The organism is Bacillus sp. BS98 (assembly GCF_008432245.1).
Lineage (GTDB): Bacteria > Bacillota > Bacilli > Bacillales > Bacillaceae_G > Bacillus_A > Bacillus_A toyonensis.
The window spans coordinates 1340345-1364748 of sequence record NZ_CP043830.1; the positions used below are offsets into that span (position 1 = coordinate 1340345).

Sequence of the window (24404 nt, forward strand, 5' to 3'; positions counted from 1 at the left end):
TTCATTAGTTTGCTTTATAAAATTGTTGGATGGCCTCGTCGATGTAAACCCAGCCTTTCCAACCTAAGTGCATATGATCTTTTAAGAAGTATTTATCATATTCATGGTTTGAGAAGTCGGCAATTGGATAACCAGCTTTCTCAATTTGCTCATGAACTTTCTTATAGTACGCTTCGCGGCGTTCTTTCGGGAATCCAGCGTAATCGTACCAAGGACCTTTTACAGGAACAGAAATAAAGAGTGGTTTTGCACCAGATTGTTTTAATAAATCAAGTACAAGTTGTAAGTCTTCATACTCTGGTGATTGGTCATAAGCATCATTTTTTAAGTAGCCTTCACGCTGCTTTAATTTCTTCTTAATTTTGCTATTGAAGTAATCGTCTTCAATACCGTATTCATTAGACCCTGATTCTGCTGCACCTGTTTGATCCGCATGTTTACGAGCTTCATCCCAGTTCATTTGTTTTAATGAAGGGTCAAGTTTTTCTTTATGCGGTTTAATATCAAACATTGCTGTAAATAAATCTTTACGATCTAAAATGTTACGATACACATAAGCGAAAGGTTTAGCAGCAAGTGCTTTTACTTTATGCTTTGTATCATCATAAGCGATACCTTCAAGCGAAACTTTAAGTAAAGTTTCTTTCTTAACGATCTCAAAGTTTAATAAACGCTTTGCAATTTGTTTTTTCATTTCAGGCTTTAAGTCATCATTGAAAAGGAAATGATAGCCTTGTTGTTTTGAAAAGTTAGGTGCAAAGTGTGTTTCATCAATACCTTGTGGCACAAACCATTGCGGAGAAAGAACGAATACCATTTTCTTGTCTTTCAATTGATCCAGTGTAGATGCAAAGTTTAATACGTGTACAAGGTCTTGTGTTCCGCCGCGTCCAAGAAGGAATGGTGTGAACCCTTCAGGCTTTACTTTGAAATAATTTGATGGATGGAAAGCATCCATACGTGCGAATTCCGATGAACCGTACATCGGAAGATATTTCGGATCTGCTAACATCTTTTGCTGTAAAATCATACTTTGAATCTTTTCTTCTTTCAAAGAAGTTGCAGCTTGTTCTACTTTTTCATCACTTAAAAGTGGAAGTAGGAAGCGCGTCGGAATAAGTAAGAATACAGCAAAAAGGGCCAATGCTAAAAGCATCGGACCAAATTTTGCTTTGTTCATCGGATTTCTTCCAACTTCTTAATAACCATGTTTGGTGTAGCCCACTCGTCACGGTCAAAATCAGAAATAGAAACTTCAATATCTAAACGCTCTTGGAATTCAACTAATAAAGATACTACAGCGAAAGAATCAAGAATACCTTCTTCAAATAATTGAACATCTAAGTTTTCTTTCACAATATCGTTTTCACATACTTCTTCTAAAATATCTAATACTTGCTCTTTGAATTCTGCCATTTTTAAAATCTCCTTTATATCCGAATATATTATATGTGCAACTTCTTAATATAATAAGAAGGGTGCATTAAAAGTATCTGTTAAGGTGTCCAGAGAAAATAAGGAAACCGAAACATACAACGTGGAACGTAATCACAATCGCAAGGACGTGTGTAAATTTATTGTTTGGCCAAAACTTATGCTTCTTGTTTTTTCGTTCGAAAATATCGAATAGAATAAACAGTGCGGCATGATATAGACCATAAATAACATACTGCGCAACAGCGCTTCCTTGGATGTGCCAAATTCCCATAATGAAGAAGTTTAAAAATGCACCGATATACGAAATAGTGTAACGGTTCTTAATTAACTTTTTCTTCGTTGCAAAAAAGACGAAACGCATGTAAATAAAGTCACGGAACCAGAATGATAAACTCATGTGCCAGCGGTTCCAGAAGTCTTTAATGTTACGACTAATAAACGGCTTATTAAAGTTTTCTGGCGTTTTAATTCCCATCATATAACTTACACCAATTACAAATGAGCTATAACCAGCAAAGTCGAAGAATAAATATAAGCTATAGCTATACATGTAAATCATATTTGAAAGGATTGTATCTTGTTGAGCAAATGCTGGATCCATAAAGTATTGCTTTACTAAGTAAGCGATAATAAATTTATACAAGAAACCTTGGAAAATACGGTTTAACCCTGTATATAGTAAATTTTGATATTCTTCTGCACTAGGTGGTTTTTGAATATCTTTTTGGAATCTTCGGTAACGATCGATAGGTCCTGTTGAAATCGCAGGGAAGAATAGAACGAATTCCCAGAAGTTAAAGAAAGAAAGTTCTTTAATTAAACCATCACGAACTTCAAATACCATTTGAACTGCTCTAAATGTTACGTAAGATATACCTAGAAAAACAACAAGTTTTAACTCAGGTAAAAACGATGCAAACGGTGCGATTTTTGCCAAAATAAGAGGCAAAATCGATAAAATAACAGCTATACAAAACGTGAATGTACTATTATTTTGTTTTCTTAAAATTAAATAGCCTTTAATAAGGACATATTGCCAAATAATAAATGCAGCTAACATCATTGCTTGCTTCGGTTTATCCGAGAAGATAATAGCAATCATGACTAATGTTAAAACGGCATTATATTTACGCAACATTTTACCTTTTAATCCAGCTATGATAGTAGGTATTAATAAAATGCCCACTATAGCGAAAAAATAAAATGATCCATATGCGGTCATGCTGTAACCTCACTCAATAATTTTTTGCGATCTACCTTTCCATTTGGTGTCATTGGAATAGAAGATTGATACATGAATTTACGTGGAATCATGTAGTTTGGTAATCGCTCATTGAGTTCTTTTTTAATTGCAGATGTTAATTTGAATTCTTTTTCAAACGAATGTTCTCCAGGAACAACAACCGCTAATAAATAATCGTATTTCTCACCTTTTTTAATCGGAACAATAACTGCTCCTTCTACGTAAGAACACGCACGAAGATGATGCTCAATTTCTTCTAATTCCATTCGATAACCATGAAGCTTAATTTGGAAATCAAGACGACCATTATAGAATAGAAGACCATTTTCTACATAGCCAGCATCGCCTGTTTTATAGGCGCGCTCACCGTCAATCATAGTAAATGCTTTTTCTGTTAATTCAGGGCTTCCTAAATATCCAACGCTTACACTTGGACCGACAATTACGATTTCACCTTTTTCACCATCAGGTGCAATTGTACCATCTTCTTTCATAATAAGAAGGCGACAGTCTGATTTACAGTAGCCAACTGGAAGTGATTTGTATTGATCAAGCACTTCTTCTGTAACGTGAATACCTGTTACAGCAACAGTAGCTTCTGTTGGACCGTACGTATTCATAATCGTTGCTTTCGGGAAACGCTCAATTAGTTTTCTAGCCACTTCATTTGGTAACACTTCACCGCAGAATAAGAATGTTTTCATGTTTGGTAGCATACTCTCAGAGAAAGATGCTTCCATTAAACACATTTCAGCGAAAGATGGTGTTGAAGTCCATACTTGAGTATCCGATTGCTCTAGAGAAGCAAACAAGTCTTTTGGACGTGCAATCATATCTTTATCGATTGCCCAAAGTGTACCGCCTGTTACTAATGATGGGTAAATATCCATTACAGATAAATCGAATGAGAAAGGTGCTTGGTTTAAGAATACTTGCCCTGTTTGTAAGTTGAAATCTTCTACAGCCCATTTTGTAAAGCTAACAAGGCAGTTATAAGTAATCTGAACCCCTTTCGGATTACCTGTACTTCCTGATGTGTAAATAATGTAGAAGTTCTCATCACCTTTTACCGCATGTTCAGGATTTGGAATGTTCCCTTTATGAGTAAAGAAAATATCTTTTAAGTTGTCTTCACTTACGATGCGAACTGGTAAATCAGTTACAGTTACTTCTGCAGCTGATAAAAGTAATTTCGCACCAGAATTTTCAGCGATACGTTGTACGCGATCAGCTGGGATAGATAAATCTACAGGAATGTAAGCATGTCCAGCTTTTACACACCCTAAAAAGTTTATAATCATTTCAGGTTGCATATGGCCATACACCATAATTGGTGAACGATCATCTGGATATTCAGAAGAAATCCAATGTGCTAACGCATCAGAATCTTCCTTTAATTGTTTGTACGTAATTTTCGCATCTCGCCAAACAAAAGCGGTTTGATCAGGCGTTTCTGCAGCCCACTTTTCAATTTGTTCTAATAACTTCATAACGTTCCCACCCTAGAATTCATTGTAAATAAATGTACTTGTGTTTGTATCATGGAATCCATACAACCAAAGTAATGCAAATAAAATTGCAAGATAATAAACCGTCTTTGCAACCCATTGTGTGAGTGGTCGAGACCATATCTCTTTTAATCTTTCCATGTCTTTCCCTCTCTTAATGAAATAATAGCTCTTTGTAGGTATCATGTCCTACATTATTGTGAAAAAAACAAAATTCCACATTTTAGGTAAAAATAAGACAAAAGGCTCTTTTCTGATATTAGCACTAAATACTAAAAAAGAAAATCCCTAACTTAGCAATTATATTACATTCGGCATGAATTTGTAATGGGTTTGACATGTAAATAGAAAGTGGATTGTATGAATACATAAAAGTGGATTGTGAGAAGGCGTGAAAAATATAATATTTGTTTTTTCATGCAATCAACAAAGGCTGAGTAAACTTTAAATTTCTAGCTCTTTTTTAAAAGGAGGAAATTATCATGAATAGAGTGTGGAAGAGTCTTATTTCAGAAGAAAATATTATGAAATGGAGACGGCATTTTCATAAGTATCCGGAATTATCGTTTCATGAAAAAGAAACTTCGCAATTTATATATGATACGTTATGTTCATTTTCTTCTTTTGAAGTAACAAGGCCAACGAAATACAGTGTTTTAGCAATTAAAAGGGGTGTGGAACAAGGTAAAGTAGTTGCGATTCGAGCTGATATTGATGCTTTACCAATTCAAGAGGAGACAAGTAAATCTTATACATCTGTTCATAAAGGAAGGATGCATGCGTGTGGGCATGATGCACATGCGGCTATTTTGTTAAGTACAGCAGAGGCGCTGTCAAATATGAAGGAAGAGTTTGTAGGGGAAATTCGTCTATTCTTTCAGCATGCAGAAGAGGTATATCCTGGTGGTGCTAGGGAAATGGTTGAGGCGGGTGTGATGGACGGTGTTGATTATGTAATAGGTTTACATGTTATGTCTGGATTGGAAAGCGGGAAGATAGGAATTGTATATGGGCCGATGATGGCAGCGCCAGACGTATTTACAGTTGAAATTCACGGTAAAGGAGGGCATGCAGCGCGGCCAGAAGAAACGATAGACCCTATTGCTATTGGAGCGCAGATTATTACAAATTTACAACATATCGTATCAAGAAATACAAGTGCTTTTATGCAGAGGGTAGTTTCAGTTACGCAATTTCATGGGGGAAAGGCTGACAATATTATTCCCAATACGGCAACTTTAATGGGAACTGTGCGTTCTTTTAATAAAACGTTAAGATTGGAAGCAGAAGAGAAAATTGAACAAATCGTGAAAGGAATTACAAAAGCACATGGAGGGGATTACACATATACATATCGTTACGGATATGATCCTGTTATTAATAATGAATATATTACAAAAGTGGTAGAAGAAAGCGCACTATATTTGTTCGGGAATGAGCGTGTTGTGAAGCTTGAACCTTCTATGGGGGGAGAAGATTTTTCAGCATATTTAAGAAAAGCACCGGGTTGCTTCATTAAATTGGGGACGAGGAATCAAGAGGATAATACTTGTTATCCGCACCATCATCCAAAATTTGATGTAGATGAATCGGCTTTAATTTATGGAGTGGAATTATTTTTAGAGGCGGCCATAAGACTACTAAAATCATAGGTGCATATAAAAAAAGGCAACTGCGCTCTATCGCAGTTGCTTTTATTTCTTTCCGTCAGAGAGGGCTGAGAAAGAACTATGCTCATTTATAGTATATGAATAGCTAACGGACAAGCTTGTACATTTTAATCATTTTTTTAAAAATAGTTATTGACTTTGATAATCAATTTCAATTAATCTAATGTTACAGTTGAAATTGATAATTATTATCAATAGAATGGATGCGACATGTTAATGAGAAAAAAATATCACCTTCTGCGAAGGGGATTAAAAAATAAAAATAAAGATGTTGATCAGCATATGGAATGGCAACGAAATGTAATTCGTTCTGAATATGTAGATGAGAAGAATAAAATGCAAACAGAAAAAGCGATACATAGTAAAGGGAGAGATTCAGTTGAGTAAGCTAGTAATGATTTATGCAAGTATGAGTGGAAATACAGAGGAAATGGCAGATCATATTGCAGGCGCCATTCGTGAAACAGAGAATGAGATTGAAGTTATTGATATTATGGATTCACCAGAAGCTTCTATATTAGAACAGTATGATGGTATTATTTTAGGCGCTTATACTTGGGGAGACGGGGATCTTCCAGACGACTTCTTAGATTTTTATGATGCAATGGATTCTATTGATTTAACTGGTAAAAAAGCAGCGGCATTCGGTTCTTGTGATTCGGCTTATCCAAAATACGGAGTAGCGGTTGATATTTTAATAGAAAAGCTGCAGGAACGCGGAGCAGCAGTTGTGTTAGAAGGACTAAAAGTAGAATTAACGCCAGAAGATGAAGATGTAGAAAAATGTTTACAGTTTGGAGCTGAATTCGTAAAACACCTTTCTTAATGGCAGAAGGGAGATGAAGAGCAATTGCATGAGAAAATCGCAATAAAAACGATGACAGATTATCATTTGTATGATTTTATGCGTTGTCCACATAAATTTTATTTCCGTCATATAAAAAGAAGAGAACCTTCTTCATTTGAATGGCAACAAATAGCACAAATGATTGTGAATCAAATTATTAATGAGTATTACACGCTACCTGCGAGCCAACAAACGAAAATTGTACTTTTAATATTAATAGAAAAGTATTGGAAAAAGGTAAGGATTAGTATGTTTGCTTCGAAGACGGAGTACTATATTGTATTAGCAAAGCTAACTGATCACTTATTACAGTTTGTTGAAAGAGATGATAGTCAGACGCCACCATTGTTTTTGTATGAGAAGTTTCAAACATATATGGAAGAGTTAGGTGTCCACATGTCATTGACATTTGAAGTTGGTGAGTGGAGTACAGAGTCATTTGTAATTAAAAAATATGTTATTGATGCGGATGAGGAAATGCTAGCTCTTTGTCAGAAGTTAATGACAGTATTCAGTTATAAAGCTTTCGGCATTCTTCCAGGGAAAATTGAAATTATTAATTTAATAGAAGGAACTAAGTATGAATACATTCCGAAACAGGAAGATATTATAACTGGAATGGATGATTTATTTAGAATGAAAGAAATGTTACAGCAACCTGAGCACTATACAGAGCGTCATTTTCGTTCAGAGTGTACGAGTTGTGCTTTTCGTAGTGAATGCCAGGGGGAAGAAGTAAAGGAAGAAGCGAAGCAGAAGGAAAATATCGTACATTAAAGGATGCAAATTTGCATCCTTTTTGTTATTGACATGAAAAGCTTTTCATCATTTACGGTATATTTGCAGCAGATTTTAATGCGGGCTAATAATCAGTGGGGGATGCCCCCGCTGATTAAAGTTTCACTTTATAAGAGGAGGAATAATCAATGAAAGATGAAACGAAAGTATTTCAATGGTTAAAAGAACAAAATGCTCCTTTTGGAATTCAACTGCAAATTTTACAGGCATTTCAATTGTACAAAGTTATTGTTGAAATGGATAAAAAGTTAATGATGTATGAGGAGAAAGAATATAGGGAGAGAATTTAATCTCGTCCCTGTAATATCGCTTTTAGCTGTTCTGTATCTGCTATGAATTTAAGCGCATTCTTTGTTTCAAAGTTATAAATAATATTATGTAGTAAAGGGCTGTATTGATAAAAACTAGTGATACGGTGAATGAGTAATGGATCGTGGTGAGAAATAATTGTACTGTATTGTTCGTATACAGATGTAGTAAATTCACGTCCGAAATCATAATAGAGCCCGGCAAAATCAAAGGCAGGATCTCCAATTTGAGCATCACCAAAATCGATAATCCCTGAAATACTCTTGCTCTGCTTATTAAATAAAATGTGATGATGTGTAAAATCGGCGTGAATAATTGTATTTTGAAAAGTGGATGTAGCTATACAGGCAAAGAAATTTTCGAATAAATGATGTAAGGCTGATTTCTGTAATGAAGTAAACATGTTAGTAAGATACTGATTTAATTTTGTTTGTAGCTCTTTCCAGTAGGTAATTGTTTTTTCAATTGGAAATCCTAACGTTGTAACTTGTTTTACAGGAATATTATGTAGTGCCACAAGGAAAGTAGCTAATTGTGTAATGATTGCTTTCAATTCTTTTTTCTCTAGTGTGGTAACTATTTCTTTTTGTAACGGTTCACCATGAATGAGAGTATAGTAACTACAAAGCGGAATAGTATCAGTATCCTTTTTATATAATAGGTGATACTTTGGAACCTCAATTTCTTGTAGCGAATGAGAGAGAAGTGTGCATAGTTTTTTTTCTAACGGAATTCGTTTAGCATATTCCTATTTTCGTGGAAAACGAAACAGTAGGTCGTCATTAATTATAACCGCTATATTATCCCATCCTTCTTCATTTTGTTTATATGAATGTATAGAAAGATTAGGCAGAGCCTGTTTTATATACTGTTTGTAAGAGTCCATAATCGTTCCTCGTTTCTAAGTGAAAATTCTGATATTCCATTTTATAATATCAGAATTTTCATTCTATATGTTAATATGTAACTAACATTATGAATAGGGATGGGGTGTATGGTGAAGAAAAGAATAGTAATCATTTCTATATGTATCGCTTTTGGTTTGTTTTGGTCATATAAAGAGGCGGTTTTCGCTACCTTTAAATCGATAGATCAGTACGAGTTAAATAAGGAATTAAAGAATAAAAGTATAGAAACTTTAACTCATAAAGAAATGAAACAGGTAGGAGAGCACTTTGTGACAGCACAATTATCAGTGTTTGAGTTTCATAATAAAGAAGATGTGAAGCGAAAAGGCGAAGAGATATTTGTAAGTAGGGGATATGAACAATTAATACAAAATTATTATCCAAATCGTTTTCGAGATTTAGAGTATAAATTTACAAACGAGGAGATACGTGAAGTGACGGATGAGAGTTTTCTCTATCATGCTGTAGCGTATGTTGCGGGTACTGAAAATGGTAAGAGAAGTGAAATGAAAGTAAATTATGACGTGAAAGTTGTAAAGGTTAATAATATATTTAGGGTGCTCGAACAAAAGCAGTACGTACAATAAAGTGAAACTTTAATCAGTAAGGTGTTCACTCTTACTGTCCACAAATAGCGGGATAAAAAGCCCCCTCGAGGAGTAGAGGGGGTTAAAGATTTTCATTTTGTTGACCAAGTTCTTTTTGAGCAATGTATACATTTCCTTGCTCCACTTGTTTCTGTGTATAAACAGAATCGCCTACATATCCTTTTTCCGTTTTCACAGTTCTTTTTGAGTGATTTGAATCTTGTTTCTTCATATAATATGTCACCTTTCCTTAAAAATAGACGAAAATAATGAGTACGAGTAATACAGCAGCGAAAATAGTAATACCCATTAAAAACGAAGCGTTTTTATATTTAGGTGGTTTATGTATATCTTGCTGGTATCCAGGTGAGATTTCAGGGGCGAATTCTTCATCGAATGATTGATCTGTTTCTTTTTCGTCCATATGATATGTATCCACCTTTCTTTTTCATTATGTTATACGTTACAAGAAAAAATATGCATAAAGAAAACAGCCGCTCTAGCGTTAGCGGCTGTTTTGTGTTGTATATTTTCTTTGAACTTGGAAGAGACGGATTAGAAGGAAGCTAGCACCAAATGCTAGACCGATAATAAGACCAATCCAATATCCTTTTGCTGCCCAGTCAGTGTACGTTGCTAATATGTAACCGAGAGGGAGACCGATTACCCAATAAGCGACTAATGTCATAATTAACGCAACATTTACGTCTTTGTAACCACGTAGTGCTCCTTGTACAGGAGTTGCAATTGCATCTGAAATTTGAAATAAAATCGCAAATATAAGGAACTCTTTTGCTAAATGGTGAACATTTGCATCTGTCGTATAAATAGATGCAATTTCATCATCAAAGAAATAAAGAAGAATCGAATAGAAAAGAGCGAAAGCAAGGGCTAATCCAATGCCGATAAATCCATATTGTTTTGCGTTATCATATCGTTTTGCTCCAACTTCAAATCCAACTGCTATCGTCATTGCCATTGCTAAACTTAAAGGAGTCATATATAACAAGGAAGCGAAGTTCATAGCTGCTTGATGCGCTGCAATTGTTGTCGTACTAAAGTTACTCATCATTAGTGTAACTGCAGCGAAAATACTCGTTTCAAAAAAGATAGCAAATCCGATAGGGACGCCAAGTTTTAAAAATGATTTCCAACTCGAAAGAGAAGGACGATATAACTGTTTAAAAATATTAAAAGATGCGAATGGCTCTTTCGTACGAATAATAATGACGGTAATAATTAAAATGCACCAATAGGTTGCTGCAGAAGCAATTGCTGCACCGACACCACCGAGTTTAGGGAAACCAAAGTTCCCAAAAATTAATACATAATTTAATACTACGTTAATCGGTAATGATAGTAATGTAATGATCATCGTTGTTCGAGTTTTTCCTAATGCATCAATAAATCCACGCAAAACAGTATAAGTAAATAATGGGATAACTCCAATCGCGATAATACTTAAAAATTGTGCTGCAATACGTTCAACAGGTTCTTCTAATCGCATGCCATTTAAAATAGGTGGAACAACGAAGAAGCCAATAAGGATAACAACGAAGCTAGCGCAAACTGCTAAATAAACTGCTTGTATGACAACGTGAGGAACATCCTCTTTTTTCTTGGATCCAATGAGTTGGGCAACAATAGGAGTAGTAGCCATTAAAACCCCTGTTAATCCTGTACTAACTGGGAGCCATATACTCGTTCCGATAGCCACACCTGCTAAATCAATTGGACTGGCATGTCCGGACATTGTCGTATCAAAAAAGCTCATTGCAAATAATGACATTTGGGTTACGAAAATCGGGAAGAATAGTAATACAAAGTGTTTTAGCTTTTGTGAGAATGAAGTAGTTTCTTTCATAAAATCCCCTTTCCGATAAAAAAACAATCCTTCCTATCATACAATTTAATCAAAAAATAAAAAAGAAATACGCACCAGTATATATAAAAGCAATAAAAAAAGGATGCACATTGAAAAGGGATAAGGTATTATGATAAGGTGTGAAAAAATTACATATTCGTTATTAAGGAGGCACTACTCGTGGCTGATTGGTTAATTGGAATAATCATGGGTGCTGTTGAAGGTTTAACAGAATTTTTACCAGTTTCATCAACAGGACATATGATTTTAACAGGTCATTTACTTGGATTTGACGACGAGAGAGCGAAAGTTTTCGAAGTTGTTATTCAATTGGGATCGATTTTAGCAGTTGTTGTTATATTTTGGAAGCGTTTATGGTCTTTAGTTGGCATAGGTAAAGTAACAGACGGACCGTCGTTGAATTTATTACATATTATTATTGGGATGATTCCTGCTGGCATACTTGGCGTATTATTCCATAGTACAATTAAAAAAGTTTTATTTGGTCCAGGACCAGTTGTCATTAGCTTAGTAGCTGGTGGTATTTTAATGATTGTTGCTGAGAAATTTTCAAAACCAAGTACAGCAAGAACGTTAGATGAAATCACATATAAACAAGCATTTACAATTGGAATGTTCCAATGTTTAGCGCTTTGGCCAGGGTTCTCTCGTTCTGGATCAACAATAAGTGGTGGTTTATTAGCTCGCGTGTCTCATACAGCAGCAGCTGAATATACGTTCATTTTAGCAGTTCCAATGATGGTGGCTGCAAGTGGTTTAGATTTAATTAAAAGTTGGGATATATTAAGTACGGCTGATATACCGTTATTTGCAACAGGATTTATTACAGCATTTGTTGTTGCGATGTTTGCAATTGTTTCATTCTTAAAATTATTAGCACGTGTAAAACTAACACCGTTTGCTTACTATCGTTTCATTTTAGCTGCGGTATTCTATTTCTTCTTCATTATGTAAGAAGAAATCACCAGAAATACCCTATAGATTAGACGCTTGAAAAAGTCTACTCTATAGGGTATTTCTTTTATAGCAGGAGAAAATAAAGTTTTTGCTCTCATTTACTTGTATTTCACTATGTAAAATATGACATAATGATTTTGTTACATTAATATAGAGAAAATTTATAGGGTATTTGAGAGGAGCAGTTTAGTGAGTTTTGCAATAGAGATAGTAATTCCGGCACCAATTGATGTTGTGTTTGATTATGTACATAATGACGAGAAAATACTAGAATGGAGTACCTTTATGGTAGAAAATAGGTATCCTTCAAATATAGATGTTGAAAAACCTCGTGAAGGTGATAAATATATATCTGTGCAAAAAATGGGGAAGAAAATATATGAATTTGAGGCGGAAATTTTAGAGTATGATGAACCGTATATCGTATCAGTTGGATGTGAAATGAAACAAGGTTATACTGCTGCAACTTATATGTTAGAAGAGGATGAAGAAGGTACATCGCTTACTTTAATCGTAGAATTTGAACCGAAGAACTTTATATATAAGATTATGTACAAGTTGACTGGCTGGATGACGCGTGCGGTATATATGGGTGAGATGGAGCGTTTAGCAGAGTGCGTAGATGTTGCATATTCTCAGAAAAAAAGATTATGATTTTGCAAAAAAAACTGCCGATTTCGGCAGTTTTTTTATTTTACTATTTTTTCAATCATACTTTCCATTACATGTTCCCAAAGAGAAGTATCATCAGCTAATGTAGCACGGAAATTAGCATACATTTCTTTCTGTTTTTCTTCAAATGTTGGATCTTCTTTTTCAGGCAATGTAGCGCGCATTGAAGTTACTAATTCTTGTACTTTTGGAGCGCGTGGTCCAAAGACAGCTTGTTCATTTCCGTCTTTATCAATGAAAATAAAGATTGGAATTGCACGTGCTGTTCCATTTGTTAAGTATTGATCCATTAATTCTAAGTTTTCATCACGAATTAATAAGCTCATATCAATATTTGCAACTTCAGAAATTCGTTTCATAACAGGTACGCATAAAAGAGCATCTCCGCACCAGTCGGCTGTTAATACGATAACACGCCAGCCATCATTTTGGCGTTCTTCTAAAACTGGGAGTAATTCATTTGGAATTAAAAAGTTATTGTAAATATGTAATAGCTCATATTGGTTTACTTTCATTTCATTTACATATGTATCAAAGGACATACCTTTATCAGCCCATTGTTGTAAGTTCATAATTAACACCTCTTTAGTATGATTTGCTTTTATTGTACCAATTTTTATATAGAAAAGCTTGTATTCTTACTCTTTCTTATCACTAAATAATATATTTAGTGTGTAAAGGAATAGTGCGACACATAGTTCAGCTATGTTGGACATTTGTACGCTCTCTATCCAGTCGTCGGCAGTATGAATGACGAACCAATCTAGTGTAATTTCAATAATGGAGAGAAGAGCAATTGAGACCAATTTGGCATACTTGTCATCATTGGCTGTAGGAGCGATTTAAAGAAAATGAATATAAAATATGTAATACCATCTAATAAAAGAATAAGTAAAAAAAAGAGTAGTATAGCTGTTCGTGATGAGTATTCTATACCCGTAATTTGAAAGATTCCTACATATACAAAAAATATAAATGTAAATGTAAATGTAAATGTAAAAAATGTAATGAGAATAAAAACAACAAAACTAATAACGATAGTCCTATCTTTTAGACTGAGATTAGAAAATTTGTCTTCCTCACTCACTACCTCAACTCCTTTTTCTGGAAAATCAAGTTCATTGTATCACGAAATGCATATTAAAAAGCTACGAATTATGGGAAAATAAGGTGACAAAAAGTAAGATTTCATGTAAAATTATTAATAAGGTTTTTATTTAACTAAATGAAATAAAAGGGGCTGTCAAAGTTGTCTCAAAATAGAGAACAATTAATGGAAGAACTATCGACAAATGTTTTTGCGATGTTTCGCACGTTGCGTAATGACATTGGAAAAATATTTGGTGGTTACATACCGTGGAATGAGTTCATCGTCCTTAGAATATTGAATCGTACAAATAAAGAAATGGTATCACGTGTCGCTAATGAGTTAAATGTGTCGAATAGTCATATTACAGCTGTTACAGAAAAATTAATTAATAAAGGTTTCGTAACCCGTTCACGTTCTACATCAGATCGCCGAGTTGTATATTTAGAGATTACAGAACAAGGGAAAGATTTAGTTGCGAAAATGGAAGAGGCGAAAAAACGATACTTACAAGAAAGATTTTCCGCACTTTCAGAAGATGAAATGAATGTAATGATTTCTATTTCCCAAAAACTTATTTAATTAATTACAAACGAGAAAACGTTTACCTAGTGGAAAAGAAGACCTTCCTTATATGTGGAAGGTCTTCTTTCTTGTGTAATAGCTTATAAAAATAAAATGTGTATGAAAAAAGATAGAGCGCCATACTACTAATAATGGAAGGAGGGAGAAATATGACGAATCGTAATGGTAGTAAAGGAAGCGCGAATCAAGGTTCACCAAAATCAGGAAAGTTTAATCAGGAATTTAGTACTGAATTCGAAACTGGTAACGATAATAAAGGGAAAGAATATCGTTCAAAAAAAGGAAGTAAATCAAAAAAGGAGTGAATCATTTCACTCCTTTTTTGATTTAAGATGCTGCCGATTGATCTGTATTATATTTTTCTTCTGATTTTGCGACAATCATTGCGCAAATTGCATCACCGGAAATATTTACAGCTGTTCTAGACATATCTAGGATGCGATCAATACCGATAATTAAAGCAATACCTTCTACTGGTAGGTTTACTTGATTTAAAACCATTGTAAGCATTACAAGTCCAACACCTGGTACACCAGCAGTGCCGATACTAGCTAGTACAGCAGTTAATACGACCATGGCTAATTGTGCTAATGTAAGTTCAACTCCGTACACTGGAGCGATAAATACAGTTGCCACACCTTGCATAATGGCAGTGCCATCCATATTAATCGTTGCACCTAGTGGTTGTACAAAGGAGCTTATCGCTTTTGGAACTCCAAGTTTTTCTTGTGCCGTTTTCATTGCGAATGGAAGAGATGCATTAGAGCTAGATGTACTAAATCCAATTGCCATTACTGGTCCGAAATGTTTAAAGAAACGAATAATACTTTCTTTTGCTAATATCTTTAATAAGCCGCCATATATGAAGACACCGTGAATAATGAGTACTAACATAACGACTATCATATACTTGAACATCGCAGCGACGCCTGCAAGCCCCATTTTACCAACGGATGAAGCAAGCAAACCAAATGTTCCAATTGGGGCTAATTTCATAACGAGATTAACAAGATACATCATTAATTCGTTGCCCTGTTCAAGTAATGAATGGATACTTTGAACTCGTTTTCCTAAAACAGCTAAACCGAGTCCGATTAATGCAGCAAAGGCAATAATTTGTAACATGTTACCATCAGCCATCGCTTTAGCTGGATTATCTGGCACAATATTCAGCAATGTATCGACGAAAGATGTTTCAGTTTTTGCACCTTCATACGTAAGCCCGTCTGTTTTAAAGTTACCGCCAGTTCCTGGTTTGATGATAAGTGCAAATGTCACTGCAATAGAGATAGCAACTGCTGTTGTGACGAGAAAGAATGAAATTGATTTTAAACCGATTCTTCCAAGTTGTTTCGAATCTCCAAGACCAGCAGCCCCTAGTACGATGGAAATGAATACAACAGGAACAACTAGCATTTTAATGAGTCGAATAAACAGTTGGCCAATTGGGTTAAATACATATTGATTTAAAGGTTCAAAAATAGATGGTGCAGCTAAATTTAAAGTGAGTCCAACAATTAGACCAAGAAACAATGCAAGTAAGATCGCTTTTGTTTGCTTCAATAAAATCCCCCCTTGTTTTTGTACAATTACTTTCTAAATGAATTGTACCGAAAAAATCCCTGTTTTGACAATATTTTCTGAAAAATTCGCAAGGTTTTATTTGTTTTTATATGAATAGTCTGATTTTTCTGTAGTTTATAGAAAGAATAAATTTCAGAAAATAAAATAGACCATCACATAGGATGGTCAAAGGAAGGGGACAATTTATGTCAATTTAATTAGGGATGGAAGCTATTCAGAGACACTGGGGAATGTCTTAAATTAGGGAGGAACAGCTTCGATACATATACTATAAAAGATAGATGTGACCCTCGTGTGAACATAGAGTGAAAGAGAGAGGGAGTTTAAAAAAGGATAGAAAGACAAAAAAATAAGACCATCGTATAAAAGATGGTCAAAGGAAGGGGACAATTTATGTCAATTTAATTAGGGATGGAAGCTATTCAAAGACACTGGGGAATGTCTTAAATTAGGGAGGAACAGCTTCGATACATATACTATAAAAGATAGATGTGACCTTCGTGTGAACATAGAGTGAAAGAGAGAGGGAGTTTAAAAAAGGATAGAAAGACAAAAAAATAAGACCATCGTATAAAAGATGGTCAAAGGAAGGGGACAATTTATGTCAATTTAATTAGGGATGGAAGCTATTCAAAGACACTGGGGAATGTCTTAAATTAGGGAGGAACAGCTTCGATACATATACTATAAAAGATAGATGTGACTCCCATGTGAACATAGAGTGAAAGGTATGGGGATTTGAAAAATAGTACATATAAAATTATTGTTGCAAGAGTTGTAGAGTTAAGAGAAAGATAATAGAAAGTTTTTCTGTCATAAAATGAAGTAAAGTTCGAATATAAATAAAAGTTGAAATCTATGAAAAAAAGGATTATGCTCAACTATGTTATGAGAATATAAGGTTTATCCCGCTACTTGTAGGTTCTTAAAAACCTGTATTTATGAGAGGATAGAAGCTTCACTTAATAAAGGGAGTTAGTGATATGAAAGTAACAAAAAGACAAAGTTTGTATAATCGTTTTATACAATTAAACCCACCACAAATATTAGCATTAGGTTTTTTCTGCTTAATTGTGGCCGGAGGTTTGTTATTAAAGTTACCATTCGCAACGAAAGTACATATTAGTTGGGTAGATGCTTTTTTTACAGCAACGTCGGCAGCGACTGTAACGGGTTTAGGAGTAGTAGATACTGCAAGTACGTTTACGATGTTTGGTGAAATTGTTATTATGTTTCTAATTCAAACAGGTGGTTTAGGTCTTATGACAATTGCCATTTTAATTGTTTGGGTACTAGGTAAAAAAATTGGCTTACGCCATCGATTATTAATTGGAGAAGCATTTAATCAAACAAATATAGGTGGTCTTGTAAAATTAGTAAAACGTGTCTTTATTTTTTCTATTTGTATTGAATTCATTGGAGTCATCTTTTTATCGTTTCGCTTTATTCCAGAGTTTGGTTTTGGGAAAGGTTTATACTATAGTATTTTCCATGTAATTGCTTCCTATAATAATGCGGGGTTTGCTCTTTGGCCAGATAATTTAACAAGGTATGTAGGAGACCCTATTATTAATATTGGAATTTGTTCCTTAATTGTAATAGGAGGACTCGGTTTTACCGTATTAATTGATATATGGTATAGTCGTAGTTTTCGAAAATTATCACTTCACTCAAAAATAATGATTATTGGAACAGTAGCGCTAAATGTTATAGCAATGATTGTGATTTTTGTATTGGAATATAATAATGTGAAGACGTTAGGGAATTTATCTTTAAATGAAAAGTTATGGGCGTCTTTCTTTCAAGGTATTACACCTCGTACAGCTGGTTTTAATACAGTTGACTATGGAGGGATGGAAGAATCATCTATATTATTTACGATGGTTTTAATGTTTATCGGTGCAGGAAGTGTATCAACGGGTGGAGGTATTAAATTAACGACGTTTGTTATTTTAATTACATCTGTCCTTTCTTTCTTTAGAAAGAAGGAGGAAATTGTTTTATTTCAGCGTACAATTAAAATGTCGACAGTAACGAGAGCGTTAGCAATTGTCGTTGCCAGTCAAATACTTATTTTTACAGCAGTATTTGTATTAATGCTTACAGAAGACTTTAGCTTTATTCAGCTACTATTTGAGACAATTTCAGCATTTGGCACAGTTGGATTAACGATGGGGATTACTGCGAAGCTATCAGCATTTGGAAAATGTATTATTATGTTTGTTATGTTTTGTGGATTAATTGGACCGCTAACACTTGTGTTTTCTTTAGCACGCCCAGCAAAACAAAAAATAAAATATCCATCAGAAGATGTATTTACAGGATAAGGTATCTCGCATAAAGCGAGATACCTTTTTCTTTTTAAAAAAGGGAGAACAATAAACCGATAAGTGCTACACGGAATAAAATCGCGATGAGTGCAGCAATTCCACCAACAATGGCAGCGATACCACCAGTTACAGTAGCTCCGCGATTATAAGCGTAAATTCCTAGTAACACAGAAACAAGACCAAATAGTGTTGGGAAGGTGAAGAGTGATAATATAGATAAGGCAAGAGCGATAAAACCGGCAGTTGATCCAGCGGCAGACGATCTTACATCATCTTTATCTTCTTTCTTATCGTAATCATAATCAATGCGCTGTGGTGCAACTTCAGCTGCATATTCTTCTTTATAGTCACTATAATCACTATCTATTCTATCTCTTTTTTTGTAATCATCAAATTTCTCAGTCAAAGTCATGACTCCTTTCATAACAAGGTTCAATAGTAGTATGTATCTCTTTTTCTTTTTTATCCGAGGATAGGCAGGGAGTAATATCCATGTAGAAGAAAATTGTTTTTTTGAAATAGGAAAAGTTAGTATGACTTCCTCTATTTTGGAAAGTATAAAAAGGAATAATGAGGAAAGGGTGCAGTACATAATGGAACATCCAATTGAAAATTTAATGAAAACAGCAATGACAAATTTAAAAGAGATGGTAGATGTAAATACGATTGTTGGAAGTCCGGTTTCGACAGCTGACGGAAATGTAGTATTAACAGTATCTCAAGTGGCGTTTGGTTTTGGAGCTGGTGGAAGTGACTTTAAAGGGGATTTCATTACTGAAAAACATAATGGTGGACAAGGTCAGCATAAAGAGAATAAGCCAGGGCATCCATTTGGAGGCGGAAGTGGGGCTGGGGTTTCCATTAGTCCCGTTGCTTTTTTAGTAGTTGGTTCTAACGGAGTACAAGTATTGCATCTTAACAGTAGTACACATTTAATTGAAAAAGCTTTAAACACTGTACCAAGTACTGTAGATAAATTTGTGAATGGTCGTCAAAAGTGAACTTGCAATTTTTAGGAATTGTGATATATTAGAAAAAGTGCGCTTTAGGATGATCGGAATAATTGAAATGTAAATATATAATAAGATGTGTGGAATAAGGGAGAGGAATGTATGATTAATATTAAAAACTTAGTAGTTGGCTTATTTATGTTAGTAAGCGGCTTTGTTGTATATGTAATAAAAGAAAAAGCTCCATTCTAAAACAGACAAACCGTTACTGTCTGTTTTTAATTTGTAAAAAATATTGACAAGTTACTGTATTGGTGTTAAAATTTTAATTCGTGTCTCGGTTACAGCTAGTGTAAAGTAAATATCTCTTATGAATACAATACGAAAAGTTTGCGAAAGATCGGGTAATTTTATCAACAACTTTTGTGAACAAACCCTATAAATTGTATTTGTAAGCCATATATGTATACTAGTGAATCAAGGAGCGGTCATTGGAACCGTAATGATGAGAGAGAGGTAGGGCTTTCATCCAGTATATGTTACTTTCCCGTTAGGTGAATATAAAAAAGAGGACTCCTTTTTTAAAAGGAGTCCTCTTTCTTTTGTGTGTTATACCATAATGAGAAATGACTTTTAAATACGGTTCTCAACTTGCTGACAAATTTCATCTGTTGTTAAACCATGAGCTGTAATTATCGATCCCTTTATTGATGTATCTGCAATCCCCATCACATTAGAATCTTGCCCAGTTACAACACAACAATCGCAGCCTTGTGCATCATTTTCTGAGTTAAGTGTAACGACTTCATGTCCTTGTTGCTGAAGAGCTTGTTGAACATCTGTTAATGAGTTTTCAACGCCAATTCTAGCCATAATTCTCACCTCCTACCATCTAGTTGCTAGTATGCTCAAGTCTATAGCATATATTTATGAAAAGATGGTAGGAAGCATATATTTGTTTAGTCGTTATAAACACCAGTAAGCATTTGACTAACGAATTGATCGTTTAATGTATCCTGTGCGGAAGAAGGATTAGATTGAATATCGATTGAAGCGATAAAATTATTATGTTCTTTGTTATTCGGTTCTACCTCTACATAATTATCGAATTTACAAAAACCTTTCGTATCCATTAGATCAAATAGTTGTAGCATTTCAACTACCTCTTGTCTCGTTCCTTTAATTTGTACACACGCCATATTTATTTCCTCCTTCATTTTGACAAATTGTTTTTTAAAAATAGGATTATGATTTCGAAATGAAAAATATGAATGTTATTTTTACACAGCACTAATTTTTTTATTTTCCCCCTTTTTCAGCAAAAGTCGTTATATATTCCCGAATTTATAAAATCGGACGTCCGTTTATTGAATACAATAGATTCGTACCTCTTAGAGAAAATCCTTCTTTTAAACAAATATTTTTTTTAGTGGAAATTGGCGAAAAAAATTTTTTGACTTTTTGTAAACGTTAACAATGTTGTTAAATCAATATGATTAAAGATGTACGTACGATTAAAAATTAAAAATTTTCTAAAAATTCACTTGATTTATTTAGAAAGGAGAGTAAACTAGGAAACAATAAAAAATTCATAGAACATAGGAGGCGCTTTCCAGTGAACGAACAATGGATTTTCTTAAATGGAGAATTTGTTCCAAAAGACGAAGCAAAAGTTTCAGTATATGATCATGGCTATTTATATGGCGATGGAGTGTTTGAAGGCATTAGAGTTTATAGCGGTAATGTTTTCCGTTTGAGAGAGCATCTTGTCCGGTTATATGAATCAGCGAAATCCATCATGTTAGAAATTCCATATTCGTTAGATGAAGTAACGAATATTGTTGTTGAGACGATTCGAAAAAATAAATTATCTAATGGATACATTCGCCTTGTTGTATCGAGAGGAGCAGGAAATCTTGGGTTAGATCCTGATTCTTGTAAGACACCGAATGTAGTAGTAATTGCAGAACAACTATCTTTATTCCCACAAGAATATTATGAAAAGGGGATTCCAGTTGTAACAGTTGCAACGCGCCGAAATCGACCAGATGTTTTATCACCTCAAGTAAAATCTTTAAATTATTTAAACAATATTTTAGTTCGTATTGAAGCGAAATTAGCTGGAGTACAAGAAGCACTTATGTTAAATGATCAAGGATACGTAGCTGAAGGTTCAGGAGATAACGTATTTATTGTAAAAGGAAATAAATTAATTACACCACCAAGTTCTGCTGGAGCGTTAGAAGGTATTACACGAAACGCAATTTTAGAAATCGGCGAAAAACTTGGGTATGACGTAAGAGAAGAGTTATTTACAAGACACGATGTATATGTAGCTGATGAAGTATTTTTAACAGGAACAGCTGCTGAAGTTATTGCTGTTACGACAGTAGATGGTAGGACGATTGGTTTAGGAAAAACGGGACTACATACGAATCGTTTACTAGAAGAATTCCGTAAATTAGTTGTAGAAGATGGAGAGAAAATTTACGAAGAAAATAAAGTTGGATAATAACTCTTTATGAAATGAGAAAGCGTTGATAGGGAGGAGTAGTTGATTGTGAAGCCTCACAGAGAGTCGGTGGTTGCTGGAAACCGATGGTTCACGTCGACGAACATCGCCCTTGAGTGCTAAGCTGAAGCATTTGGTTAGGCTTAGACGGTAGCTCCGTTATTAGCTAGACTCATTTATGGGTCACTGAGGCAAGAGTATTCTTGCGAAGAAGGGTGGTACCGCGAAATCTTTCGTCCCTTCAGCACATAGCTGGAGTGTGGACGTAGGATTTTTTTTATTTATAAATTTTTTTAAAAAGGGGGCTTATAAGAACAATGTCTTCAAAAACGGAAGAGAAACTGGCAACTGGTGCACAGCTATTGTTAGAAGCGCTAGAAAAGGAAGGCGTAGAAGTGATTTTCGGTTATCCGGGTGGTGCCGTTTTACCTCTTTATGATGCGCTTTATGACTGTGAAATTCCGCATATTTTAACAAGGCATGAGCAAGGGGCCATTCATGCAGCTGAAGGGTATGCCAGAATTACTGGAAATCCAGGGGTTGTAATTGCAACAAGCGGGCCTGGTGCTACAAATGTTATTACTGGTCTAGCTGATGCGATGATTGATTCATTGCCACTTGTTGTATTTACAGGGCAAGTAGCAACAACGTTAATTGGAAGTGATGCTTTCCAAGAAGCGGATATTATGGGGCTTACGATGCCAGTAACAAAACATAATTATCAAGTGCGAAAGGCCTCGGATTTACCTCGAATTATTAAAGAAGCATTTCATATCGCTAGAACTGGAAGACCAGGTCCAGTCGTAATTGATCTTCCGAAAGATATGGTAGTAGAACAAGGGGAACGATGTAGTGACGTGCAAATGGATTTACCAGGGTACAACCCTAATTATGAACCGAATCTACTCCAAATAAACAAATTATTACAAGCAATTGAGATTTCAAAAAAACCGTTAATTTTAGCTGGAGCAGGTGTATTGCATGCGAAAGCTTCGAAAGAATTAACAAGTTTTGCTCGTAAATATGAAATTCCTGTTGTGCATACGTTACTTGGTCTTGGTGGTTTTCCGCCAGATGATGGACTATTTCTAGGGATGGGAGGAATGCATGGTTCTTACACAGCCAATATGGCGCTATATGAATGCGACTTACTGATCAATATTGGTGCGAGATTTGATGATCGTCTTACTGGGAATTTAGCTTATTTTGCTAAAGAGGCGACTGTTGCACATATCGATATTGATCCAGCAGAAATTGGAAAAAATGTGCCGACTGAAATTCCTATTGTTGCAAGTGCTAAGCGAGCTTTGAAAGTATTACTTCAATCAGAAGGGAAGAAAGAAAATCATCATGATTGGCTCATTTTATTAAAGGGTAGAAAAGAAAAATATCCACTCTCTTACAAACGAAATTCTGAAAGTATTAAACCTCAATACGCAATTGATATGTTATATGAACTTACGAAAGGAGAAGCGATTGTAACAACAGATGTTGGGCAACATCAAATGTGGGCCGCACAATATTATCCGCTGAAAAATCCAGATAAATGGGTAACTTCAGGTGGATTAGGAACGATGGGCTTCGGATTTCCAGCAGCAATTGGGGCGCAAATTGCAAAGCCTGAGGAACTAGTTATTGCAATTGTCGGTGACGCTGGATTTCAAATGACCCTGCAAGAATTAAGTGTCTTAAAAGAACATTCCTTACCTGTTAAAGTTTTTATTTTAAATAATGAAGCTTTAGGAATGGTAAGACAATGGCAAGATGAATTTTATAATCAAAGATACTCGCACTCTTTACTGTCGTGTCAACCAGATTTCGTCGCTCTTGCGAATGCGTATGGCATAAAAGGAGTTCGCATAGATGATCCACTTCTTGCAAAGAAGCAAATACAGCATGCGATTGAATTACAAGAACCGGTCGTAATTGATTGCCGTGTACTTCAATCAGAAAAGGTAATGCCGATGGTTGCGCCAGGGAAAGGTGTTCACCAAATGGAGGGAGTGGAAAAAAGGTGAAGAGAATTGTTACAGCGACAGTTCGAAATCAAAGTGGTGTGTTAAACCGAATTACAGGTGTTATGACACGAAGACATTTTAATATTGAAAGTATTTCAGTAGGTCATACAGAATCATCGGACATATCACGGATGACAATTGTTGTACACGTTGAAAATGAACAGCAAGTGGAGCAGTTAATTAAACAACTTCATAAGCAAATTGATGTTTTGAAAGTGTCAGATATTACAGAAGAAGCGATGATCGCAAGAGAACTTGCACTTATTAAAGTCGCAACATCAGTAGCAAGAGCAGAATTATATAGTTTAATTGAACCGTTTCGAGCCGCTGTAATAGATGTTGGGAAGGATTCCATAGTTGTGCAAGTAACTGGTACGCAGGAGAAAGTAGAAGCATTAATTGAATTACTTCGTCCATACGGTTTGAAAGAAATTGCTAGAACGGGTGTAACAGCATTTACGCGTAGTATGAAAAAACAAGATAAGCAAGTTATGTTAATTCAATAATCATTTAAATA

Annotated in this window: 29 protein-coding genes, 3 pseudogenes and 1 other annotated feature; of the genes and pseudogenes, 17 read left to right on the forward strand and 15 right to left on the reverse strand. The window is 34.9% G+C overall.

Features of this window, described 5'->3' with window-relative positions; all coding sequences use genetic code 11:
- Positions 1-4: 4 nt before the first annotated feature.
- From dltD to F0362_RS07095, 5 genes are all read right to left on the reverse strand, one after another.
- A complete protein-coding gene (dltD, locus tag F0362_RS07075) occupies positions 5-1180 on the reverse strand; it encodes a D-alanyl-lipoteichoic acid biosynthesis protein DltD (protein ID WP_001030253.1) in 1176 nt (391 codons plus the stop codon).
- Positions 1177-1416, reverse strand: coding sequence for a D-alanine--poly(phosphoribitol) ligase subunit DltC (gene dltC, locus F0362_RS07080; RefSeq protein WP_000807310.1), 240 nt, complete (start codon positions 1414-1416; stop codon positions 1177-1179). Before dltC ends, dltD begins: the two co-directional genes overlap by 4 nt.
- A 67-nt stretch (positions 1417-1483) precedes the next feature.
- The gene (dltB, locus tag F0362_RS07085; protein WP_000127935.1) at positions 1484-2659 is read right to left on the reverse strand and encodes a D-alanyl-lipoteichoic acid biosynthesis protein DltB; all 1176 of its coding nucleotides are present in this window, start codon (positions 2657-2659) and stop codon (positions 1484-1486) included.
- Positions 2656-4170: a D-alanine--poly(phosphoribitol) ligase subunit DltA gene (gene dltA, locus F0362_RS07090; protein WP_000770500.1), complete on the reverse strand. Its 1515-nt coding sequence runs from the start codon at positions 4168-4170 to the stop codon at positions 2656-2658. The genes dltB and dltA overlap by 4 nt, the downstream gene beginning before the upstream one ends.
- A 12-nt stretch (positions 4171-4182) precedes the next feature.
- On the reverse strand, positions 4183-4329 hold the full coding sequence (locus F0362_RS07095) for a teichoic acid D-Ala incorporation-associated protein DltX (RefSeq protein ID WP_000440293.1): 147 nt from the start codon (positions 4327-4329) through the stop codon (positions 4183-4185).
- 341 nt (positions 4330-4670) lie between these two features.
- Here F0362_RS07095 and F0362_RS07100 point away from each other — a divergent pair, with 341 nt between their 5' ends.
- From F0362_RS07100 to F0362_RS30485, 5 genes are all read left to right on the forward strand, one after another.
- Complete coding sequence (locus F0362_RS07100) at positions 4671-5840, forward strand: M20 metallopeptidase family protein (RefSeq protein ID WP_001082804.1); 1170 nt, start codon at positions 4671-4673, stop codon at positions 5838-5840.
- Positions 5841-6074: 234 nt separating this feature from the next.
- Positions 6075-6245 (forward strand): hypothetical protein, encoded by a 171-nt coding sequence (locus F0362_RS30480; RefSeq protein ID WP_001228174.1) that lies wholly within the window; start codon positions 6075-6077, stop codon positions 6243-6245.
- On the forward strand, positions 6238-6684 hold the full coding sequence (locus F0362_RS07105) for a flavodoxin (RefSeq protein ID WP_000041161.1): 447 nt from the start codon (positions 6238-6240) through the stop codon (positions 6682-6684). The genes F0362_RS30480 and F0362_RS07105 overlap by 8 nt, the downstream gene beginning before the upstream one ends.
- A 24-nt stretch (positions 6685-6708) precedes the next feature.
- A complete protein-coding gene (locus F0362_RS07110) occupies positions 6709-7482 on the forward strand; it encodes a hypothetical protein (RefSeq protein WP_000544543.1) in 774 nt (257 codons plus the stop codon).
- A 149-nt stretch (positions 7483-7631) separates the two neighbouring features.
- Positions 7632-7793, forward strand: coding sequence for a hypothetical protein (locus F0362_RS30485; RefSeq protein ID WP_000651091.1), 162 nt, complete (start codon positions 7632-7634; stop codon positions 7791-7793).
- Here the strand turns inward: F0362_RS30485 and F0362_RS07115 are convergent.
- Positions 7790-8698, reverse strand: a pseudogene (locus F0362_RS07115) (aminoglycoside phosphotransferase family protein). The gene F0362_RS30485 and the pseudogene F0362_RS07115 sit on opposite strands and share 4 nt — an antisense overlap.
- 99 nt (positions 8699-8797) lie before the next feature.
- Here F0362_RS07115 and F0362_RS07120 point away from each other — a divergent pair.
- Positions 8798-9307: a hypothetical protein gene (locus tag F0362_RS07120; RefSeq protein WP_002038211.1), complete on the forward strand. Its 510-nt coding sequence runs from the start codon at positions 8798-8800 to the stop codon at positions 9305-9307.
- A gap of 82 nt (positions 9308-9389) precedes the next feature.
- On the opposite strand, the gene F0362_RS30490 is transcribed toward F0362_RS07120, so the two are convergent.
- The 3 genes from F0362_RS30490 to F0362_RS07130 form a co-directional block, all read right to left on the reverse strand.
- Positions 9390-9539, reverse strand: a complete 150-nt coding sequence (locus tag F0362_RS30490) for a hypothetical protein (RefSeq protein ID WP_000743730.1) — start codon at positions 9537-9539, stop codon at positions 9390-9392.
- A gap of 18 nt (positions 9540-9557) precedes the next feature.
- A complete protein-coding gene (locus F0362_RS07125) occupies positions 9558-9731 on the reverse strand; it encodes a hypothetical protein (protein ID WP_000343564.1) in 174 nt (57 codons plus the stop codon).
- 81 nt (positions 9732-9812) lie between these two features.
- Entirely contained in the window at positions 9813-11171 is a 1359-nt protein-coding gene (locus F0362_RS07130) for an MATE family efflux transporter (RefSeq protein WP_000665536.1), read from the reverse strand.
- Between the two features lie 180 nt (positions 11172-11351).
- On the opposite strand from F0362_RS07130, the gene uppP reads away from it, so the two are divergent.
- Together uppP and F0362_RS07140 are read left to right on the forward strand one after the other, a co-directional pair.
- Positions 11352-12146 (forward strand): bacitracin resistance undecaprenyl-diphosphatase, encoded by a 795-nt coding sequence (uppP, locus tag F0362_RS07135; RefSeq protein ID WP_000796245.1) that lies wholly within the window; start codon positions 11352-11354, stop codon positions 12144-12146.
- A 192-nt stretch (positions 12147-12338) separates the two neighbouring features.
- Positions 12339-12803, forward strand: a complete 465-nt coding sequence (locus F0362_RS07140; RefSeq protein WP_000006430.1) for an SRPBCC family protein — start codon at positions 12339-12341, stop codon at positions 12801-12803.
- A 35-nt stretch (positions 12804-12838) separates the two neighbouring features.
- On the opposite strand, the gene F0362_RS07145 is transcribed toward F0362_RS07140, so the two are convergent.
- Complete coding sequence (locus F0362_RS07145) at positions 12839-13426, reverse strand: thioredoxin family protein (protein ID WP_073990710.1); 588 nt, start codon at positions 13424-13426, stop codon at positions 12839-12841.
- Positions 13427-13459: 33 nt separating this feature from the next.
- Positions 13460-13836: pseudogene (locus tag F0362_RS07150) on the reverse strand (YrvL family regulatory protein).
- A 234-nt stretch (positions 13837-14070) separates the two neighbouring features.
- Here F0362_RS07150 and F0362_RS07155 point away from each other — a divergent pair.
- Both F0362_RS07155 and F0362_RS07160 read left to right on the forward strand, forming a co-directional pair.
- Positions 14071-14490, forward strand: a complete 420-nt coding sequence (locus F0362_RS07155; RefSeq protein WP_000081437.1) for a MarR family winged helix-turn-helix transcriptional regulator — start codon at positions 14071-14073, stop codon at positions 14488-14490.
- Between the two features lie 152 nt (positions 14491-14642).
- A complete protein-coding gene (locus tag F0362_RS07160) occupies positions 14643-14798 on the forward strand; it encodes a hypothetical protein (RefSeq protein WP_000184925.1) in 156 nt (51 codons plus the stop codon).
- Between the two features lie 22 nt (positions 14799-14820).
- On the opposite strand, the gene F0362_RS07165 is transcribed toward F0362_RS07160, so the two are convergent.
- Positions 14821-16056 carry a dicarboxylate/amino acid:cation symporter gene (locus F0362_RS07165; protein WP_149889716.1) on the reverse strand — a complete coding sequence of 412 codons (1236 nt, stop codon included), beginning with the start codon at positions 16054-16056 and terminating at the stop codon, positions 14821-14823.
- 1004 nt (positions 16057-17060) lie between these two features.
- Here F0362_RS07165 and F0362_RS07170 point away from each other — a divergent pair.
- Entirely contained in the window at positions 17061-18404 is a 1344-nt protein-coding gene (locus F0362_RS07170) for a TrkH family potassium uptake protein (protein ID WP_000869131.1), read from the forward strand.
- Positions 18405-18438: 34 nt separating this feature from the next.
- Here the strand turns inward: F0362_RS07170 and F0362_RS07175 are convergent, their stop codons facing one another.
- Positions 18439-18831: a hypothetical protein gene (locus tag F0362_RS07175; RefSeq protein ID WP_002038267.1), complete on the reverse strand. Its 393-nt coding sequence runs from the start codon at positions 18829-18831 to the stop codon at positions 18439-18441.
- Between the two features lie 109 nt (positions 18832-18940).
- On the opposite strand from F0362_RS07175, the gene ytfJ reads away from it, so the two are divergent.
- Both ytfJ and F0362_RS07185 read left to right on the forward strand, forming a co-directional pair.
- Positions 18941-19408 (forward strand): GerW family sporulation protein, encoded by a 468-nt coding sequence (gene ytfJ, locus F0362_RS07180; protein ID WP_002038268.1) that lies wholly within the window; start codon positions 18941-18943, stop codon positions 19406-19408.
- 111 nt (positions 19409-19519) lie between these two features.
- A complete protein-coding gene (locus F0362_RS07185; RefSeq protein ID WP_000608227.1) occupies positions 19520-19609 on the forward strand; it encodes a hypothetical protein in 90 nt (29 codons plus the stop codon).
- 381 nt (positions 19610-19990) lie between these two features.
- On the opposite strand, the gene F0362_RS07190 is transcribed toward F0362_RS07185, so the two are convergent.
- Both F0362_RS07190 and F0362_RS07195 read right to left on the reverse strand, forming a co-directional pair.
- Positions 19991-20230: a YkuS family protein gene (locus tag F0362_RS07190; RefSeq protein WP_000101012.1), complete on the reverse strand. Its 240-nt coding sequence runs from the start codon at positions 20228-20230 to the stop codon at positions 19991-19993.
- 86 nt (positions 20231-20316) lie between these two features.
- Entirely contained in the window at positions 20317-20556 is a 240-nt protein-coding gene (locus F0362_RS07195; protein ID WP_000752506.1) for a DUF3911 family protein, read from the reverse strand.
- A gap of 59 nt (positions 20557-20615) precedes the next feature.
- Between F0362_RS07195 and F0362_RS31370 the strand changes: the two are divergent.
- The 4 genes and pseudogenes from F0362_RS31370 (at position 20616) to ilvN (ending at position 24393) form a co-directional block, all read left to right on the forward strand.
- Positions 20616-20831: pseudogene (locus F0362_RS31370) on the forward strand (hypothetical protein).
- A 141-nt stretch (positions 20832-20972) separates the two neighbouring features.
- A complete protein-coding gene (gene ilvE / locus F0362_RS07205; RefSeq protein WP_001005494.1) occupies positions 20973-21869 on the forward strand; it encodes a branched-chain-amino-acid transaminase in 897 nt (298 codons plus the stop codon).
- 16 nt (positions 21870-21885) lie between these two features.
- Positions 21886-22113 (forward strand) — a binding site (T-box leader).
- Between the two features lie 73 nt (positions 22114-22186).
- Positions 22187-23887, forward strand: coding sequence for an acetolactate synthase large subunit (gene ilvB / locus F0362_RS07210; protein WP_000095847.1), 1701 nt, complete (start codon positions 22187-22189; stop codon positions 23885-23887).
- Positions 23884-24393, forward strand: coding sequence for an acetolactate synthase small subunit (gene ilvN / locus F0362_RS07215; RefSeq protein WP_000822948.1), 510 nt, complete (start codon positions 23884-23886; stop codon positions 24391-24393). Before ilvB ends, ilvN begins: the two co-directional genes overlap by 4 nt.
- Positions 24394-24404 lie beyond the last annotated feature (11 nt).